Here is a 17842-nt window from a genome sequence, read left to right on the forward strand (position 1 = left end):
AGGCAAAAGATGTCGCTTCTGGCAATGAATTGATTACGCCTTCGAATCCCGCAACTTGCGACTCAACCAAATCCCGTGATGCGGTCGCTGACGCCACGCCATCGACGATATGGTGTGCATGGTGTTCAGATGGCCAATAACCCGTTGTAAATGCTGTTCCAGGGTACCAGCCGCGCCTTCGTGCGGCAGCATCTCTGGCGCGTCTATGATATTGGCGTCACCAGACCCGCCCGGCTCGTCATATTCCAGTCGCTGTTGACAGCGTTGAATAGCGATTTCACAAGACTGCAAATACTCTTGCGCCAGCTCCTGTGGTAATGTCCGGTGTTCTCGCGCCAGCGTGGTCATGGCATTAATATGTTCAACAATAAACTGACTATGTGTTACCCACAGTTTCATGTCAGCCAGATAATGGCTGTTAAACGCGGGTTCCTGCATCGCCTGATTTAATGAGTTATACAGAGTATTATGTGCCTGATTCACCCGCATTCGCTGCCAGGCCAGTGGTGTTGGTTGCGGATCTTTACTCAGGATCAGACGAATCGCTTCCTGGTAGGTTTCTAAAGCATCATGGGCGTTCTTACGCAATAACCCGCTCTGCCACTGCGGCCACAGCCATACCGTGCCACCGAAGGCAATCAAACAACCAATAATGGTATCGATAAGACGCGGAATGATGTATTGCTCACCGTTCAGCCACAACAGTTGCAGGGTATACACCGCAGTAATGGTAAAGCCGACCGTTGCCCAGCCGTAGTTTTTGCGCAATATCAGGTAGCTGGCGAGGGTGGTAAACAGCATCAGCGTCAGGGTGTAACCTTCGGGAATTTTAAAGTGCAGCGCCACGCCCGCAATGATTAACCCGACCACGGTTCCCACGGAGCGATTCACAATCCTCAGACGGGTCGCGCCGTAACCATTTTGTGTCACCAGCAACACCGTCATCAGGATCCAATACGACTTCGGCAGATGCAGCGCGGTACCCATCAAACTGGCGACGCTCAACATCACACTGAGTCGCCCGGCATTGCGCAGTGCCGGAGATTTCAATGAAAGATAACTTTTCAGCGCCGGAAGTAATGGCATCCGCCGCTGTTTATCCGCCAGCAGATCGCGGGCATAGAGCGGTTTCTGGGTACGCAGCACACGAGCGATGCGGCTGAAGTGCCAGTAGCAGAATTGCCCCACGGGGTTATCCGGGTGTTGGCGGGCGATTTTCTCCAGTGCACCAATTTGCTTCTCCATCGTAAAACGCGTCGGCAGGCGATGGTAAAGAATGTCATCAGCCAGCACGCGCAGGCGAGCAGCGATGGTTTGCGCATTCCAGCGGATAACTTCCTCCGCATGGCTACGCTCGACCAACTTTTGCACCTCTTCAGGTTGATGCAAACTGACCGAAATATGTTCCTGTAAATCCAGAGCTTCCTGGAAAATGCGCAACATCCGCTTGTAGTCAGTATTATTTTGCGCGGAAAGCATGTGCATTTGCTGATAGCACTGGGTAATTAAATCGACCGCTTTTTGCTGGCGTACCAGTAGTGGCGGGAGCGCTTTTTCGGGATCGGTATGCTGAGTGAGCAGACTGTATTTGATTTCACAGTAATCAGCCAGTTCACGGTAGAGCAGACTAAGTGATTCGCGTAGGGGTTGTTCGCGCCAGATCCAGAACCAAAACCAGTTAAACAGCCCGTACCAGAGTGTGCCTAACGCATAAATGAGCAATGGCTCCCATACCGGCATATATCCCGCCAGACTGAGGGTAAAAATGGCAGCCAGCAGCGATGCAGGAAGCAATTTTGCGTGTAATGGCCCAAGCTCGGCAGTGACGCCAAGTACCAGCGTTAACCCGGTCAGCAGAAAGGGTAGGGGGATATCTTTTTCCAACAGCAGCTGTGTCAATAAGCTACAGGTAGCAAACAGCGACGCGCCAATAATCAAGCGTTTGAAAAAACGTTTATGGGGGGTATCAAGCCCCGCAATGTTGCAACAGGCAGGGACGAGTGAAAACAGCAGGCCGAGTCTTAATTCGCCAAACAACAGACCAACGGCCACGGGCAAACATAGCACCAGTGTTTGTCGTAGTGCATAGTTGATATCAGGATGATAAATCAGTCTGCGCCACATCGGTTTAAACAAAATGGCGCGCTACCAGGTAACGCGCCACTCCGATGGGGTTAACGGGTGCCGTAAACGACGATGGTTTTCCCGTGTGCGGAGATCAGGTTCTGATCTTCCAGCATCTTCAGAATGCGCCCCACGGTTTCACGAGAACAGCCGACAATCTGACCGATTTCCTGACGGGTAATTTTAATTTGCATACCGTCCGGGTGAGTCATGGCATCGGGTTGTTTCGCCAGATTCAGCAGCGTCTGCGCGATGCGACCTGTAACGTCGAGGAAAGCGAGGTTGCCTACTTTCTCTGAAGTGACTTGCAGACGACGCGCCATCTGCGCGGAGAGACGCATCAGAATATCCGGGTTAACCTGAATTAATTGACGAAATTTTTTGTAGGAAATTTCAGCTACTTCACAGGCGGTTTTTGCACGTACCCATGCGCTACGTTCCTGGCCTTCTTCAAACAGGCCCAATTCGCCAATAAAATCACCCTGATTCAGATAGGAGAGGATCATTTCTTTACCCTCCTCGTCTTTGATCAGCACTGCCACAGAGCCTTTAACGATGTAGTACAGCGTTTCCGCTTTTTCACCCTGGTGAATAAGCGTGCTCTTGGATGGATACTTATGAATGTGGCAATGAGACAAGAACCATTCGAGAGTCGGGTCTGTTTGCGGTTTGCCAAGCACCATGCGCGGTTATCCTCTGTTATAAGCTTTCTCCAGAGCCAGAAAACGCCGCTGTCTCTGGGTTGCCGAAATGTGCTTCCCGCTACCTGGGAAGGGGCTATCAACTGAACTGCACGGTAATGTGACGTCCTTTACATACATGCAGTACATCAATGTATTACTGTAGCATCCTGACTGTTTTAGCATAGCTTTCGCTCTGTGTCTCCTGGTGTCTCGCTTCAGCATGACCCAGGTCGCCTTCCGTTGCGCGATTTGGTCAGTACGCGTACTCTGTCAGGAAAATTGACGCAATGGAGTTCCGATTATGCAAGCGCGTGTGAAGTGGGTTGAAGGGTTAACTTTTTTGGGTGAATCCGCCTCTGGTCACCAGATTTTAATGGATGGCAACTCTGGCGATAAAGCGCCAAGTCCAATGGAAATGGTGCTGATGGCGGCGGGTGGCTGTAGCGCCATTGATGTGGTTTCTATCCTGCAAAAAGGGCGTCAGGATGTGGTTGATTGTGAAGTAAAACTAACCTCTGAACGCCGCGAAGAGGCTCCGCGCCTGTTTACCCATATCAATTTGCATTTTATCGTCACCGGTCGCGACCTGAAGGACGCAGCGGTTGCGCGTGCGGTGGATCTCTCTGCTGAGAAATATTGTTCAGTGGCGCTGATGCTGGAAAAAGCCGTGAATATTACCCACTCGTATGAAGTGGTTGCTGCGTGATTTAACTATCCCGTTGTGACGCCGGATAGTATTTTATCCGGCTTATTAGCGGCGCTACTCGATTTTCTTCCCTTCCATCAGTCGTTGCACCAGCGGCAGCATAATTAACTCCATTGCCAGACCCATTTTGCCGCCCGGCACCACTAATGTATTGATGTGGGAAATGAATGAGCCCTGCAACATCGCCAGTAGCCAGGGGAAATCAATCCCTTCCAGATTACGAAAATGGATCACCACAAAGCTTTCATCCAGCGATGGAATGCCTTTTGCCGCGAACGGGTTTGAAGTGTCGACGGTGGGAACGCGCTGGAAGTTAAGATGGGTGCGGGAAAACTGCGGCGTGATGTAGTTGATATAGTCTTCCATTGAACGCACTACAGAGTCCATCACCGCTTCTCGTGAGTGCCCGCGCTCGCTGGTGTCGCGGATGAGTTTTTGAATCCACTCCAGGTTAACGATAGGCACCACGCCAACCAGTAAGTCTACATGCTGCGCAACGTTATGCTGTGGTGTGACCACGCCGCCGTGCAAACCTTCATAAAACAGCACATCGGTGGGTTCCGGTAGCGCCTGCCACGGGGTGAATGTGCCTGGCACCTGATTCCACGGCACGGCTTCGTCGTAGGTATGTAGATATTTGCGAGATTTCCCTTTGCCGCTCTGGCCGTATTCAATAAAGGTCTGTTCCAGCAGGCCGAAGTCGTTGGCTTCGGGACCGAAGTAGCTGATATGCCGCCCGGCGTCGCGCGCTTTGCGGATCGCCATGTCCATTTCCGGGCGGGTGTAGCGGTGAAAACTGTCGCCTTCCACCTCGGCGGCTTGCAGATTTAACTGGGCGAATATTTTACGAAACGCGAGGCTGGTGGTGGTAGTCCCCGCACCGCTGGATCCTGTTACCGCAATGACCGGATGTTTGGCAGACATAGTAACTCCATGACTTGGCTATCATTATTATTTCGTCCGCCGACGGTTGCAGGTTATTCGCGAAACTGACTGCGCGGCATGATATTGACCGTCTCGTGCAGTTCCGACCAGACCAGTACCGCTTCTCCGCACTGTAGCTGGCGTTTGACGTCGGCGACTTTCTGTTCAAGCGTACGCTCTTGTTCACCATAATCGGTGCCTTCACGTAACACAAAGCTTTCAATTAAATTTTCCAGCGTTTCAGGGGAGATGTCTTGCCAGGGAATCAACATGATTTCGCCTCCAGATACGTTGTTAACCAGTCAGGAATGCGTGACTCCAGCCACATTTGCGGGTGAAGTAATGTACCGCCAATAAAACCAACATGACCCCCATGTTCGGTCAGTTGATACTCTACTTGCGGAGGAAGATTTTCCGGTTTCGGGATCACCTGGTGATCCATAAACGGATCGTCTTTGGCGTGAATAATCAGCGTCGGTTTGGCGATCCGGTTCAGCATAGGCATGGCGCTACACTGACGATAATAGTCGATAGCGTCAGCGTAGCCGTGAATTCTGGCGGTGATCAGATCGTCAAATTCACGGATGCGACGTACCGATTTTAACTGCGCGAGATTAATCGGTAGCGTACCGGGGTAGGCCGCCAGCTTGCGCGCCGCATTGGCTTTTAGCAGGTTCAGCAAATAACGCTGATAAACGCGGGAAAAGCCCTTTTCCATATGGTAACTACAGGCTTCCAGCACAAACGGCGCGGAGACAATCACTGCCGCATCAATCGGGAGATCATTGCCTTCTTTTGCCAGCAAACAGGCCAGCATATTACCGCCGAGCGAATAGCCGACGGCAGCCGTTGGCGAATGACCAAACTCACGTTGCAGCCAGCGTAAAAACCAACTGGCGTCTTCGGTTTCGCCCGAATGGTAAATGCGGTGCATGCGATTAGGTTCACCGCTGCATCCGCGAAAATGCATCACCACACCCAGCCAGCCGCGCTTTTTCGCCGCATCAACCAAGCCGTGGGCGTAAGGGCTATTGAGACTGCCTTCCAGACCATGAAACACCACCAGACGCGGTTTATGTTTCGCCTGTGCAGGGTCTTCACTCCACGCGAGATCGACAAAATCGCCGTCGGGCAACTCCAGCCGCTGCCAGTGCGGAGTGAATTTCACCTGACGACGAAACAGACGCGGCAGCATGGTTTGCAGATGGCAATTGCTGAAACCGCGCATAGGGATGAATTCAGCACTGCTGCTGAATTCATTGGCATCGGTCGTCGTTATCTGTGCCATCAGTTGCTTTGGCCTTCCTGCAGCATCTGCTCAAGCTGCTCCTGGGCCTCCAGCCATGCCATTTCGCACTCTTCCAGCCCGGATTTAGCGCTCGCTTGTTGTTGCAGGCAGGCGGTCAGTTCCGCTTTACGGCTCTGGTCGTACAGTTCGCTGTCGCCGAGTTTCTCTTCCGCCTGCGCCAGTTGCGCGTTCAGCTTCTCCATCTCTTTTTCCAGACGGGCAATCTCTTTACGCAGTGGCTGGGTTTGCGCACGCAGCTCCGCTTCCCGACGCTTCTGATCTTTACGTGCCTGGGCGCTGTTCGCGTTCTCTTTTGGCGCGTCGTCGGTCTGGTTTTCCTGCTTTTGTACGTCGCTCAACCACTGTTGATAATCTTCCAGATCGCCGTCGAACGGTTCGACTTTACGATCGTGAACCAGATAGAGATCGTCAGTGGTGGAACGCAGCAAATGACGGTCGTGCGAGACGACAACCAGCGCACCTTCGAACTCGATTAATGCTTCGGTGAGTGCCTGACGCATGTCGAGATCAAGGTGGTTGGTCGGTTCGTCGAGCAGCAGCAGATTCGGGCGCTGCCAGACAATTAATGCCAGCACCAGGCGGGCTTTTTCACCACCGGAGAAGCGGCGCGTTTCTTCCGTCACTTTATCGCCCTGGAAACCAAAGCCGCCGAGATAGTCACGCAGTTTTTGCTCCAGCTCCTGCGGCGCTAAACGTGCCAGATGTTGAATAGGCGATTCGTCGGCGCGCAGGTATTCCAGTTGATGCTGGGCGAAGTAGCCGAGTTTGATCCCTTTCGCCAGACCAATTTCACCGCTGACTGGCGCAAGTTCTCCGGCTAACAGTTTGATTAATGTCGATTTACCCGCGCCATTGCGGCCTAACAGACCAATGCGCGAACCGGGGACCAGATTCAGTTTAATCGAGTCGAGAATAATGCGATCGCCATAGCCCGCACTGACTTTTTCCATCTTCAGTAACGGATTTGGCAGGCTTTCCGGCGCGCGGAAGCTAAAGCGGAACGGGTTGTCGACGTGCGCAGGGGCAATCAGCTCCATACGCTCGAGCATCTTAATGCGACTCTGGGCCTGCTTCGCTTTGGTGGCTTTGGCACGGAAACGGTCGATATAACTTTGCAGATGCGCCACGCGTTCCTGCTGGCTTTCGTACATCGCCTGTTGCTGCGCCAGACGGGTGGCGCGCTGCACTTCAAACGAGCTGTAGTTACCGGTGTACTCGAACATGCTTTGTTGTTCGATATGAATAATTTTATCAACGATCGGATCGAGGAAGTCGCGGTCGTGAGAGATCAGGATCAGCGTGCCCTGATAGCTCTTCAGCCATTTTTCCAGCCAGATAACGGCATCGAGATCGAGGTGGTTAGTTGGTTCGTCGAGCAGCAGTAAGTCTGAACGGCAAATCAGCGCCTGGGCAAGGTTAAGACGCATACGCCAGCCACCGGAGAAATCACTCACCGGGCGCTCCAGTTGTTCATTGCTGAAACCGAGGCCGTGCAGCAGGCTGGCGGCGCGGGAGCGAATACTCCATGCGTCGATAGCGTCCAGCTTGCCATGAATGGTCGCAATGGCGTGCCCATCGTTACGTTCATTGGCGTCGTGTAGTTGCGCTTCCAGTTGGCGATATTCACGGTCGCCATCAATGACATATTCCAGCGCCGCTTGCGGCAGTGCCGGCGTTTCCTGATTCACCCACGCCAGTTGCCAGTTTCCCGGAAAGGTGTAGCTGCCGCCGTCGGCGCTGATTTCATTTTTCAGCAATGCCAGCAGGGTAGATTTACCACAGCCGTTTTTACCCACCAGGCCGACTTTCTGCCCGGGGTTGATGGTGGCGGTGGCATTATCCAGCAGGACGCGCACGCCGCGACGAATTTGTAACGAGGAGAAAACAATCATAAGGCGCCGTATGTTCAGACTATGTTAACTTATCATTATGATAATGTAATGTATGGGCGAGCTGCCGCACCGGGCGCAATGGTAGCCCAAAACAGCGACTATACACAAAAACCATACCGGGAGGGGGATGATGTCTCAGCCAGCGAAAGTTTTGCTGCTGTATGCCCATCCGGAATCTCAGGACTCGGTGGCAAACCGGGTACTGCTTAAACCGGCCACGCAGCTCAGCAATGTTACCGTGCACGACCTTTACGCGCACTATCCCGACTTTTTTATTGATATCCCACGTGAGCAGGCATTACTGCGCGAGCACGAGGTGATTGTCTTTCAGCATCCTCTTTATACCTATAGCTGCCCGGCGCTACTGAAAGAGTGGCTGGACCGGGTATTAAGTCGTGGTTTTGCCAGCGGGCCGGGGGGAAACCAACTGGCGGGAAAGTACTGGCGTAGCGTGATTACCACCGGCGAGCCGGAAAGTGCTTACCGTTATGACGCATTGAATCGCTACCCGATGAGCGATGTTCTGCGCCCCTTTGAACTGGCGGCGGGCATGTGCCGGATGCATTGGTTAAGCCCCATCATTATTTACTGGGCGAGACGGCAAAGCGCACAGGAGCTGGCGAGCCACGCCAGAGCCTACGGTGACTGGCTGGCAAATCCACTGTCTCCAGGAGGCCGCTGATGGAAGGTTCCGATTTTTTACTCGCAGGAGTACTGTTTCTCTTCGCGGCGGTGGCTGCGGTGCCGTTGGCATCGCGGCTGGGTATTGGCGCTGTGTTGGGATATTTGCTGGCAGGGATTGCAATTGGCCCGTGGGGACTGGGGTTTATTAGCGACGTCGATGAGATCCTCCATTTTTCAGAGCTTGGCGTGGTATTCCTGATGTTTATCATCGGCCTGGAGTTGAATCCCTCCAAGCTTTGGCAACTGCGGCGTTCGATTTTTGGCGTAGGCGCGGCACAGGTGCTGTTAAGCGCGGCGTTGCTGGCGGGATTATTGATGCTGACGGATTTCGCCTGGCAGGCGGCGGTGGTCGGTGGCATTGGCCTTGCGATGTCTTCAACTGCAATGGCGTTGCAATTGATGCGCGAAAAAGGGATGAATCGCAGCGAATCCGGCCAGTTAGGCTTCTCGGTGTTACTGTTTCAGGATCTGGCGGTGATCCCGGCACTGGCGTTAGTGCCGTTGTTGGCGGGATCGGCTGACGAACATTTCGACTGGATGAAAGTCGGTATGAAGGTGCTGGCGTTTGTCGGCATGTTGATTGGTGGACGCTATTTGCTGCGTCCGGTATTTCGCTTTATTGCGGCTTCTGGTGTGCGAGAAGTGTTCACCGCCGCGACGTTACTGCTGGTGCTGGGGTCTGCGTTATTTATGGATGCGCTGGGGCTGTCGATGGCGCTCGGTACGTTTATTGCTGGCGTGTTGCTGGCAGAAAGCGAATATCGCCACGAACTGGAAACGGCAATCGATCCGTTTAAGGGGTTGCTGCTCGGGCTATTTTTTATCTCGGTCGGGATGTCGCTCAACCTCGGGGTGCTTTATACCCATCTGTTGTGGGTAGTGATAAGCGTGGTTGTGCTGGTGGCGGTGAAAATTCTCGTGCTGTATCTACTGGCGCGACTGTATGGCGTGCGTAGCTCAGAGCGAATGCAGTTTGCTGGTGTATTGAGTCAGGGTGGTGAGTTTGCCTTTGTACTCTTTTCTACCGCTTCTTCACAACGCTTATTCCAGGGCGACCAGATGGCGCTGTTGCTGGTGACGGTGACGCTTTCCATGATGACCACGCCGCTGCTGATGAAGCTGGTGGATAAATGGCTATCCCGCCAGTTTAACGGACCGGAAGAAGAAGACGAAAAACCGTGGGTCAACGATGATAAACCGCAGGTCATTGTCGTGGGCTTTGGGCGTTTTGGTCAGGTGATTGGTCGTTTGCTGATGGCAAATAAAATGCGCATTACTGTGCTGGAGCGGGATATCAGCGCTGTTAACCTGATGCGTAAATATGGCTACAAAGTTTATTACGGTGACGCCACGCAGGTAGATCTTTTACGTTCTGCGGGTGCAGAGGCCGCAGAGTCTATTGTCATTACCTGTAACGAGCCGGAAGACACCATGAAGCTGGTGGAGATTTGCCAGCAACACTTCCCGCATTTGCATATTCTTGCGCGAGCACGCGGACGTGTGGAAGCGCATGAGTTATTACAGGCAGGGGTGACGCAGTTTTCCCGTGAGACATTCTCCAGTGCGTTAGAGCTGGGGCGCAAAACGCTGGTTACGCTTGGGATGCACCCGCATCAGGCACAGCGGGCGCAGCTGCATTTTCGTCGCCTGGATATGCGTATGCTGCGGGAGCTTATCCCGATGCATGCCGATACCGTACAAATTTCTCGCGCCAGGGAAGCCCGACGCGAACTGGAAGAGATTTTCCAGCGTGAGATGCAACAAGAACGACGCCAGCTGGACGGCTGGGATGAATTTGAGTAGAGGGTAAAGATGGCAATCCGAAAACGTTTTATTGCGGGCGCAAAATGCCCTGCCTGTCAGGCACAGGATTCAATGGCGATGTGGCGCGAAAATAATATTGATATTGTTGAATGTGTTAAGTGCGGACATCAGATGCGAGAAGCAGACAAAGAAGCCCGCGATCACGTTCGCAAAGATGAACAAGTGATCGGGATTTTTCATCCGGACTAGCGATATGCGCCGAGTTTTTTTAAGCTAGTGAGTACACGGCTGCAGAATTCCGCTACAATCTGCGCCACTATTCTTCCCATGCTCAGGAGATATCATGAAAGTAGCAAAAGACCTGGTGGTCAGCCTGGCCTATCAGGTACGTACAGAAGACGGTGTGTTGGTTGATGAGTCTCCGGTGAGTGCGCCGCTGGACTATCTGCATGGTCACGGTTCCCTGATCTCTGGCCTGGAAACAGCGCTGGAAGGTCATGAAGTTGGCGACAAATTTGATGTCGCTGTTGGCGCGAACGACGCTTACGGTCAGTACGACGAAAACCTGGTGCAGCGCGTTCCTAAAGACGTATTTATGGGCGTTGATGAACTGCAGGTAGGTATGCGCTTCCTGGCTGAAACCGACCAGGGTCCAGTACCGGTTGAAATCACTGCGGTTGAAGACGATCACGTTGTGGTTGACGGTAACCACATGCTGGCTGGTCAGAATCTGAAATTCAACGTTGAAGTTGTGGCGATTCGCGAAGCGACTGAAGAAGAACTGGCTCATGGTCACGTTCACGGTGCGCACGATCATCACCACGATCACGACCACGACGGTTGCTGCGGCGGTCATGGCCACGATCACGGTCATGAACACGGTGGCGAAGGCTGCTGTGGCGGTAAAGGTAACGGCGGTTGCGGTTGCCACTAATACCGAAAAAGTGACAAAAAAGCGGGGAATCCCCGCTTTTTTTACGCCTCAATAATGCGGCGGTGGCGTTTCTTCAGCCTGCGACGCGATGTTCGACGGCTGGCTGGCTTTTAACTTCTCGGTCAGCAGACGCAGATGATCGCGCAGTTTCGCCATCTCCATTTCATGAGCGGTCACCGTGACGTTCAGTTCTTCAATGGTGATTTCCTGAAAAGCCAGCCGGCTCTCCAGTTCTGCCAGGCGTGCTTCCAAAGTTAAATCCTGCATGATTCACCTCTTTTGTCGAATGGTCGCCGCGGATTCTACTTAACTTTGCTGCCCGAGACAGCACTCATTTCGCAGTCATCGAAACTAATTTAAACAAAAAGAGTCTGAAAATAGATGATAATAGGGCGTATCTGTATGTAGATTTGTTCGACAACGTTTTATAGTACCTTTCTGATAATAGTTAACCCAGGGGTGAGATGCCCCGATCCTGGAGATATGGATGAAATCACTGTTTAAAGTAACGCTGCTGGCGACCACAATGGCCGTTGCCCTGCATGCACCAATCACTTTTGCTGCCGAAGCGGCGAAACCAACTGCAACTGCTGACAGCAAAGCAGCGTTCAAAAATGACGATCAGAAATCAGCTTACGCGCTGGGTGCTTCGCTCGGTCGTTACATGGACAATTCTCTGAAAGAACAAGAAAAGCTGGGCATCAAACTGGATAAAGATCAGCTAATCGCGGGTGTTCAGGATGCATTTGCTGATAAAAGCAAACTCTCCGATCAAGAGATCGAACAGACTCTGCAAGCGTTTGAAGCACGCGTGAAGTCCTCCGCTCAGGCGAAGATGGAAAAAGATGCTGCTGATAACGAAGCGAAAGGTAAAGAGTACCGCGAGAAATTTGCCAAAGAGAAAGGTGTAAAAACCTCTTCAACTGGCTTGGTTTATCAGGTAGTGGAAGCTGGTAAAGGCGAAGCACCGAAAGACAGCGATACTGTAGTGGTGAACTACAAAGGTACGCTGATCGACGGTAAAGAGTTCGATAACTCATACACCCGTGGTGAACCGCTCTCGTTCCGTCTGGACGGCGTGATCCCTGGCTGGACTGAAGGTCTGAAGAACATCAAGAAAGGCGGTAAGATCAAACTGGTTATTCCACCAGAGCTGGCTTACGGCAAAGCGGGCGTTCCGGGGATCCCACCGAACTCTACTCTGGTATTTGACGTAGAACTGCTGGATGTGAAACCAGCACCGAAGGCTGATACGAAGCCAGAAGCAGATGCTAAAGCAGCAGATTCTGCTAAAAAATAAGCATTAAAAACCGCCGCCTGACTAGGCGGCGGTTTTTTTATTGCAGGCCGGATATAATTAGTGCTGGAAAGCGGAACCTCCGCTGTATTAATTTAATTACCCGCATCATTAATGAGCCTGCCCTGAAAAGTTAACGACAGGCTCCTGAAAAGGAGTGTTTTTTTTCATGTCCAGGTCGCTTTTAACCAACGAAACCAGTGAGTTGGATTTACTGGATCAACGTCCTTTCGACCAGACCGATTTTGATATTCTGAAATCCTACGAAGCGGTGGTGGACGGGTTAGCGATGCTCATTGGTTCCCACTGTGAAATCGTTTTGCACTCTTTGCAGGATTTAAAATGTTCAGCCATTCGTATTGCCAACGGCGAACATACAGGCCGGAAGATTGGCTCGCCAATTACCGATCTGGCACTGCGTATGCTGCACGACATGACGGGAGCGGATAGCAGCGTTTCTAAATGCTACTTTACTCGCGCCAAAAGCGGCGTATTAATGAAGTCCCTGACCATCGCGATTCGTAACCGCGAACAGCGTGTAATTGGTCTGCTGTGCATCAATATGAATCTTGATGTTCCCTTCTCGCAGATTATGAGCACTTTTGTGCCGCCAGAAACCCCGGACGTCGGTTCAAGTGTCAACTTTGCGTCTTCGGTTGAAGATCTGGTTACCCAAACACTGGAGTTCACCATTGAAGAAGTGAACGCCGATCGTAATGTTTCTAATAACGCCAAAAATCGTCAAATCGTGTTGAATCTTTACGAGAAAGGCATTTTCGATATCAAAGATGCGATCAACCAGGTTGCTGATCGTCTCAACATCTCCAAACATACTGTTTATCTCTATATCCGTCAGTTCAAGAGCGGTGATTTCCAGGGGCAAGATAAGTAATGCGTTTTGCCATCGTGGTGACCGGGCCAGCATACGGAACGCAACAGGCGAGTAGTGCTTTTCAGTTTGCACAGGCGCTGATAGCAGAAGGCCATGAGTTGAGTAGCGTCTTTTTCTACCGGGAAGGGGTCTATAACGCTAACCAATTGACCTCACCGGCAAGCGACGAATTTGACCTTGTGCGCGGCTGGCAACAGTTGAATGCGCAACATGGCGTGGCACTGAATATCTGCGTAGCGGCAGCGTTACGCCGCGGTATCGTCGATGAAACTGAAGCAGGAAGACTGGGGCTGGCCTCGTCAAACCTTCAGCCGGGATTTACCTTAAGCGGACTTGGCGCTCTGGCAGAAGCCTCGCTAACCTGTGACAGGGTGGTACAGTTCTGATGAAACGAATAGCGTTTGTCTTTTCTACTGCGCCTCATGGCACCGCGGCTGGTCGTGAGGGATTAGATGCTTTACTGGCAACTTCCGCTTTAACTGACGATCTCGCCGTCTTCTTTATCGCCGATGGCGTTTTTCAGCTTCTGCCAGGACAAAAGCCCGATGCGGTGCTGGCGCGTGATTACATTGCCACTTTTAAATTGTTGGATCTGTACGACATTGAACAGTGCTGGGTTTGTGCGGCTTCTCTGCGCGAGCGCGGGTTAGATCCGCAGACACCTTTTGTTGTCGAAGCCACGCCGCTTGAAGCAGAAGCCTTACGCAGCGAACTCGGCAACTACGATGTTATTTTGAGATTTTGAGGCGTACATGCTGCACACATTACATCGCTCACCCTGGCTGACAGATTTTCCTGCGCTGCTGCGTCTGCTCAGTGAGGGCGACGAACTGCTGTTATTGCAGGATGGCGTAACTGCCGCAGTTGACGGCAACCGCTACCTTGAAAGTCTGCGTAATGCCCCCATTAAGGTTTATGCCCTGAACGAAGACCTCATTGCCCGCGGTTTGACTGCTCAAATTTCGAACGATATCATCCCAATTGACTATACTGATTTCGTCAGACTTACGGTTAAGCACACCAGCCAGATGGCCTGGTGACGGCGGGATCGTTGTATATTTCTTGACACCTTTTCGACACCGCCCTAAAATTCGGCGTCCTCATATTGTGTGAGGACGTTTTATTACGTGTTTACGAAGCAAAAGCTAAAACCAGGAGCTATTTAATGGCAACAGTTAACCAGCTGGTACGCAAACCACGTGCTCGCAAAGTTGCGAAAAGCAACGTGCCTGCGCTGGAAGCATGCCCGCAAAAACGTGGCGTATGTACCCGTGTATATACTACCACCCCTAAAAAACCGAACTCCGCACTGCGTAAAGTATGCCGTGTTCGTCTGACTAACGGTTTCGAAGTGACTTCCTACATCGGTGGTGAAGGTCACAACCTGCAGGAGCACTCCGTGATCCTGATCCGTGGCGGTCGTGTTAAAGACCTCCCGGGTGTTCGTTACCACACCGTACGTGGTGCGCTTGACTGCTCCGGCGTTAAAGACCGTAAGCAGGCTCGTTCCAAGTATGGCGTGAAGCGTCCTAAGGCTTAATGGTTCTCCGTTAAGTAAGGCCAAACGTTTTAACTTAAATGTCAAACTAAACTCGTAGAGTTTTGGACAATCCTGAATTAACAACGGAGTATTTCCATGCCACGTCGTCGCGTCATTGGTCAGCGTAAAATTCTGCCGGATCCGAAGTTCGGATCAGAACTGCTGGCTAAATTTGTAAATATCCTGATGGTAGATGGTAAAAAATCTACTGCTGAATCTATCGTATACAGCGCGCTGGAGACCCTGGCTCAGCGCTCTGGTAAATCTGAACTGGAAGCATTCGAAGTAGCTCTCGAAAACGTGCGCCCGACTGTAGAAGTTAAGTCTCGCCGCGTTGGTGGTTCTACTTATCAGGTACCAGTTGAAGTCCGTCCGGTTCGTCGTAATGCTCTGGCAATGCGTTGGATCGTTGAAGCTGCTCGTAAACGCGGTGATAAATCCATGGCTCTGCGCCTGGCGAACGAACTTTCCGATGCTGCAGAAAACAAAGGTACTGCAGTTAAGAAACGTGAAGACGTTCACCGTATGGCCGAAGCCAACAAGGCGTTCGCACACTACCGTTGGTAATCCCTTCGGAGTTTTAGTCACCAGGCGGGCGCTTCCAGTAAGCAGCCCGCTTTGGGCTACTTAAATTGAACGCCTAAAAGATAAACGAGGAAACAAATGGCTCGTACAACACCCATCGCACGTTACCGTAACATCGGTATCAGTGCGCACATCGACGCCGGTAAAACCACTACTACCGAACGTATTCTGTTCTACACCGGTGTAAACCATAAAATCGGTGAAGTTCATGACGGCGCTGCAACCATGGACTGGATGGAGCAGGAGCAGGAACGTGGTATTACCATCACTTCCGCTGCAACTACTGCATTCTGGTCTGGTATGGCTAAGCAGTATGAGCCGCATCGCATCAACATCATCGACACCCCGGGGCACGTTGACTTCACAATCGAAGTAGAACGTTCCATGCGTGTTCTCGATGGTGCGGTAATGGTTTACTGCGCAGTTGGTGGTGTTCAGCCGCAGTCTGAAACCGTATGGCGTCAGGCAAACAAATATAAAGTTCCGCGCATTGCGTTCGTTAACAAAATGGACCGCATGGGTGCGAACTTCCTGAAAGTTGTTAACCAGATCAAAACCCGTCTGGGCGCGAACCCGGTTCCGCTGCAGCTGGCGATTGGTGCTGAAGAACATTTCACCGGTGTTGTTGACCTGGTGAAAATGAAAGCTATCAACTGGAACGACGCTGACCAGGGCGTAACCTTCGAATACGAAGATATCCCGGCAGACATGGTTGAACTGGCTAACGAATGGCACCAGTACCTGATCGAATCCGCAGCTGAAGCTTCTGAAGAGCTGATGGAAAAATACCTGGGTGGTGAAGAACTGACTGAAGCAGAAATCAAAGGTGCTCTGCGTCAGCGCGTTCTGAACAACGAAATCATCCTGGTAACCTGTGGTTCTGCGTTCAAGAACAAAGGTGTTCAGGCGATGCTGGATGCGGTAATTGATTACCTGCCATCCCCGGTTGACGTACCTGCGATCAACGGTATCCTGGACGACGGTAAAGACACTCCGGCTGAACGTCACGCAAGTGATGACGAGCCGTTCTCTGCACTGGCGTTCAAAATCGCTACCGACCCGTTTGTTGGTAACCTGACCTTCTTCCGTGTTTACTCCGGTGTGGTTAACTCTGGTGATACCGTACTGAACTCCGTGAAAGCTGCACGTGAGCGTTTCGGTCGTATCGTTCAGATGCACGCTAACAAACGTGAAGAGATCAAAGAAGTTCGCGCGGGCGACATCGCTGCTGCAATCGGTCTGAAAGACGTAACCACTGGTGACACCCTGTGTGACCCGGATGCGCCGATCATTCTGGAACGTATGGAATTCCCTGAGCCGGTAATCTCCATCGCAGTTGAACCGAAAACCAAAGCTGACCAGGAAAAAATGGGTCTGGCTCTGGGCCGTCTGGCTAAAGAAGACCCGTCTTTCCGTGTATGGACTGACGAAGAATCTAACCAGACCATCATCGCGGGTATGGGCGAACTGCACCTCGACATCATCGTTGACCGTATGAAGCGTGAATTCAACGTTGAAGCGAACGTAGGTAAACCGCAGGTTGCTTACCGTGAAACTATCCGCCAGAAAGTTACCGATGTTGAAGGTAAACACGCGAAACAGTCTGGTGGTCGTGGTCAGTATGGTCATGTTGTTATCGACATGTACCCGCTGGAGCCGGGTTCAAACCCGAAAGGCTACGAGTTCATCAACGACATTAAAGGTGGTGTAATCCCTGGCGAATACATCCCGGCCGTTGATAAAGGTATCCAGGAACAGCTGAAAGCAGGTCCGCTGGCAGGCTACCCGGTAGTAGACATGGGTGTTCGTCTGCACTTCGGTTCTTACCATGACGTTGACTCCTCTGAACTGGCGTTTAAACTGGCTGCTTCTATCGCCTTTAAAGAAGGCTTTAAGAAAGCGAAACCAGTTCTGCTTGAGCCGATCATGAAGGTTGAAGTAGAAACTCCAGAAGAGAACACCGGTGACGTTATCGGTGACTTGAGCCGTCGTCGTGGTATGCTCAAAGGTCAGGAATCTGAAGTTACTGGCGTTAAGATCCACGCTGAAGTACCGCTGTCTGAAATGTTCGGATACGCAACTCAGCTGCGTTCTCTGACCAAAGGTCGTGCATCATACACCATGGAATTCCTGAAGTATGATGAAGCGCCGAGTAACGTTGCTCAGGCCGTAATTGAAGCCCGTGGTAAATAAGCCTAAGGGTTAATACCAAAGTCCCGTGCTCTCTCCTGAAGGGGAGAGCACTATAGTAAGGAATATAGCCGTGTCTAAAGAAAAATTTGAACGTACAAAACCGCACGTTAACGTTGGTACTATCGGCCACGTTGACCACGGTAAAACTACTCTGACCGCTGCAATCACCACCGTACTGGCTAAAACCTACGGCGGTGCTGCTCGTGCATTCGACCAGATCGATAACGCGCCGGAAGAAAAAGCTCGTGGTATCACCATCAACACTTCTCACGTTGAATATGACACCCCGACCCGTCACTACGCACACGTAGACTG

General features: G+C 51.8%; 21 protein-coding genes. 14 read left to right on the forward strand and 7 right to left on the reverse strand.

From position 1 onward, the window contains the following. Positions 1 to 33: 33 nt before the first annotated feature. Both FEK42_RS10065 and crp read right to left on the reverse strand, forming a co-directional pair. On the reverse strand, positions 34 to 2124 hold the full coding sequence (locus FEK42_RS10065) for a YccS/YhfK family putative transporter (protein ID WP_130209200.1): 2091 nt from the start codon (positions 2122 to 2124) through the stop codon (positions 34 to 36). A 50-nt stretch (positions 2125 to 2174) separates the two neighbouring features. Then, positions 2175 to 2807: a cAMP-activated global transcriptional regulator CRP gene (gene crp / locus FEK42_RS10070; RefSeq protein ID WP_000242755.1), complete on the reverse strand. Its 633-nt coding sequence runs from the start codon at positions 2805 to 2807 to the stop codon at positions 2175 to 2177. Positions 2808 to 3108: 301 nt separating this feature from the next. On the opposite strand from crp, the gene FEK42_RS10075 reads away from it, so the two are divergent. Then, entirely contained in the window at positions 3109 to 3513 is a 405-nt protein-coding gene (locus tag FEK42_RS10075; protein WP_001148908.1) for an OsmC family protein, read from the forward strand. 54 nt (positions 3514 to 3567) lie between these two features. Here FEK42_RS10075 and FEK42_RS10080 read toward each other — a convergent pair whose 3' ends face one another. Genes FEK42_RS10080 through FEK42_RS10095 form a run of 4 tightly spaced genes read right to left on the reverse strand, consistent with a single transcriptional unit; the run spans position 3568 to position 7638 of the window. Then, the gene (locus FEK42_RS10080; protein WP_130261007.1) at positions 3568 to 4437 is read right to left on the reverse strand and encodes a phosphoribulokinase; all 870 of its coding nucleotides are present in this window, start codon (positions 4435 to 4437) and stop codon (positions 3568 to 3570) included. Between the two features lie 53 nt (positions 4438 to 4490). Next, on the reverse strand, positions 4491 to 4709 hold the full coding sequence (locus FEK42_RS10085; RefSeq protein WP_064527543.1) for a YheU family protein: 219 nt from the start codon (positions 4707 to 4709) through the stop codon (positions 4491 to 4493). Further along, positions 4703 to 5725, reverse strand: a complete 1023-nt coding sequence (locus tag FEK42_RS10090) for a hydrolase (RefSeq protein WP_130208925.1) — start codon at positions 5723 to 5725, stop codon at positions 4703 to 4705. The genes FEK42_RS10085 and FEK42_RS10090 overlap by 7 nt, the downstream gene beginning before the upstream one ends. Next, positions 5725 to 7638: an ABC transporter ATP-binding protein gene (locus FEK42_RS10095; RefSeq protein ID WP_135493041.1), complete on the reverse strand. Its 1914-nt coding sequence runs from the start codon at positions 7636 to 7638 to the stop codon at positions 5725 to 5727. The genes FEK42_RS10090 and FEK42_RS10095 overlap by 1 nt, the downstream gene beginning before the upstream one ends. Positions 7639 to 7768: 130 nt before the next feature. Between FEK42_RS10095 and kefG the strand changes: the two genes are divergently transcribed. The 4 genes from kefG (at position 7769) to slyD (ending at position 11020) form a co-directional block, all read left to right on the forward strand. After that, positions 7769 to 8320: a glutathione-regulated potassium-efflux system ancillary protein KefG gene (gene kefG, locus FEK42_RS10100; protein WP_001297514.1), complete on the forward strand. Its 552-nt coding sequence runs from the start codon at positions 7769 to 7771 to the stop codon at positions 8318 to 8320. Next, entirely contained in the window at positions 8320 to 10125 is a 1806-nt protein-coding gene (kefB, locus tag FEK42_RS10105) for a glutathione-regulated potassium-efflux system protein KefB (protein ID WP_000399147.1), read from the forward strand. Before kefG ends, kefB begins: the two co-directional genes overlap by 1 nt. Positions 10126 to 10134: 9 nt before the next feature. After that, the gene (locus FEK42_RS10110; RefSeq protein WP_001007730.1) at positions 10135 to 10335 is read left to right on the forward strand and encodes a YheV family putative zinc ribbon protein; all 201 of its coding nucleotides are present in this window, start codon (positions 10135 to 10137) and stop codon (positions 10333 to 10335) included. A 94-nt stretch (positions 10336 to 10429) separates the two neighbouring features. Further along, positions 10430 to 11020 (forward strand): peptidylprolyl isomerase, encoded by a 591-nt coding sequence (gene slyD / locus FEK42_RS10115; protein ID WP_000861334.1) that lies wholly within the window; start codon positions 10430 to 10432, stop codon positions 11018 to 11020. 48 nt (positions 11021 to 11068) lie between these two features. Here slyD and FEK42_RS10120 read toward each other — a convergent pair whose 3' ends face one another. Further along, the gene (locus FEK42_RS10120; RefSeq protein ID WP_064527535.1) at positions 11069 to 11287 is read right to left on the reverse strand and encodes a protein SlyX; all 219 of its coding nucleotides are present in this window, start codon (positions 11285 to 11287) and stop codon (positions 11069 to 11071) included. 220 nt (positions 11288 to 11507) lie between these two features. On the opposite strand from FEK42_RS10120, the gene fkpA reads away from it, so the two are divergent. The 9 genes from fkpA to FEK42_RS10165 form a co-directional block, all read left to right on the forward strand. Beyond that, positions 11508 to 12320 (forward strand): FKBP-type peptidyl-prolyl cis-trans isomerase, encoded by an 813-nt coding sequence (gene fkpA / locus FEK42_RS10125; RefSeq protein ID WP_130208921.1) that lies wholly within the window; start codon positions 11508 to 11510, stop codon positions 12318 to 12320. A 166-nt stretch (positions 12321 to 12486) separates the two neighbouring features. Then, positions 12487 to 13209: a transcriptional regulator gene (locus FEK42_RS10130; protein ID WP_000091466.1), complete on the forward strand. Its 723-nt coding sequence runs from the start codon at positions 12487 to 12489 to the stop codon at positions 13207 to 13209. Then, entirely contained in the window at positions 13209 to 13595 is a 387-nt protein-coding gene (gene tusD / locus FEK42_RS10135) for a sulfurtransferase complex subunit TusD (RefSeq protein ID WP_001209689.1), read from the forward strand. Before FEK42_RS10130 ends, tusD begins: the two co-directional genes overlap by 1 nt. Next, positions 13595 to 13954, forward strand: coding sequence for a sulfurtransferase complex subunit TusC (tusC, locus tag FEK42_RS10140; protein WP_130261005.1), 360 nt, complete (start codon positions 13595 to 13597; stop codon positions 13952 to 13954). The genes tusD and tusC overlap by 1 nt, the downstream gene beginning before the upstream one ends. 7 nt (positions 13955 to 13961) lie before the next feature. Beyond that, the gene (gene tusB, locus FEK42_RS10145; RefSeq protein ID WP_130217612.1) at positions 13962 to 14249 is read left to right on the forward strand and encodes a sulfurtransferase complex subunit TusB; all 288 of its coding nucleotides are present in this window, start codon (positions 13962 to 13964) and stop codon (positions 14247 to 14249) included. 125 nt (positions 14250 to 14374) lie between these two features. Beyond that, positions 14375 to 14749, forward strand: a complete 375-nt coding sequence (gene rpsL, locus FEK42_RS10150) for a 30S ribosomal protein S12 (protein ID WP_000246815.1) — start codon at positions 14375 to 14377, stop codon at positions 14747 to 14749. Positions 14750 to 14845: 96 nt separating this feature from the next. Beyond that, positions 14846 to 15316: a 30S ribosomal protein S7 gene (gene rpsG / locus FEK42_RS10155; RefSeq protein WP_001138043.1), complete on the forward strand. Its 471-nt coding sequence runs from the start codon at positions 14846 to 14848 to the stop codon at positions 15314 to 15316. Positions 15317 to 15412: 96 nt separating this feature from the next. Next, positions 15413 to 17527 (forward strand): elongation factor G, encoded by a 2115-nt coding sequence (gene fusA, locus FEK42_RS10160; RefSeq protein ID WP_130208915.1) that lies wholly within the window; start codon positions 15413 to 15415, stop codon positions 17525 to 17527. A 70-nt stretch (positions 17528 to 17597) separates the two neighbouring features. Further along, positions 17598 to 17842: GTP-binding protein (locus FEK42_RS10165; protein ID WP_000031670.1), on the forward strand; the 245-nt coding region annotated here is incomplete at its 3' end.

The sequence above is a fragment of the Escherichia sp. E2748 genome (assembly GCF_005781125.1).
Classification (GTDB): Bacteria; Pseudomonadota; Gammaproteobacteria; order Enterobacterales; family Enterobacteriaceae; genus Escherichia.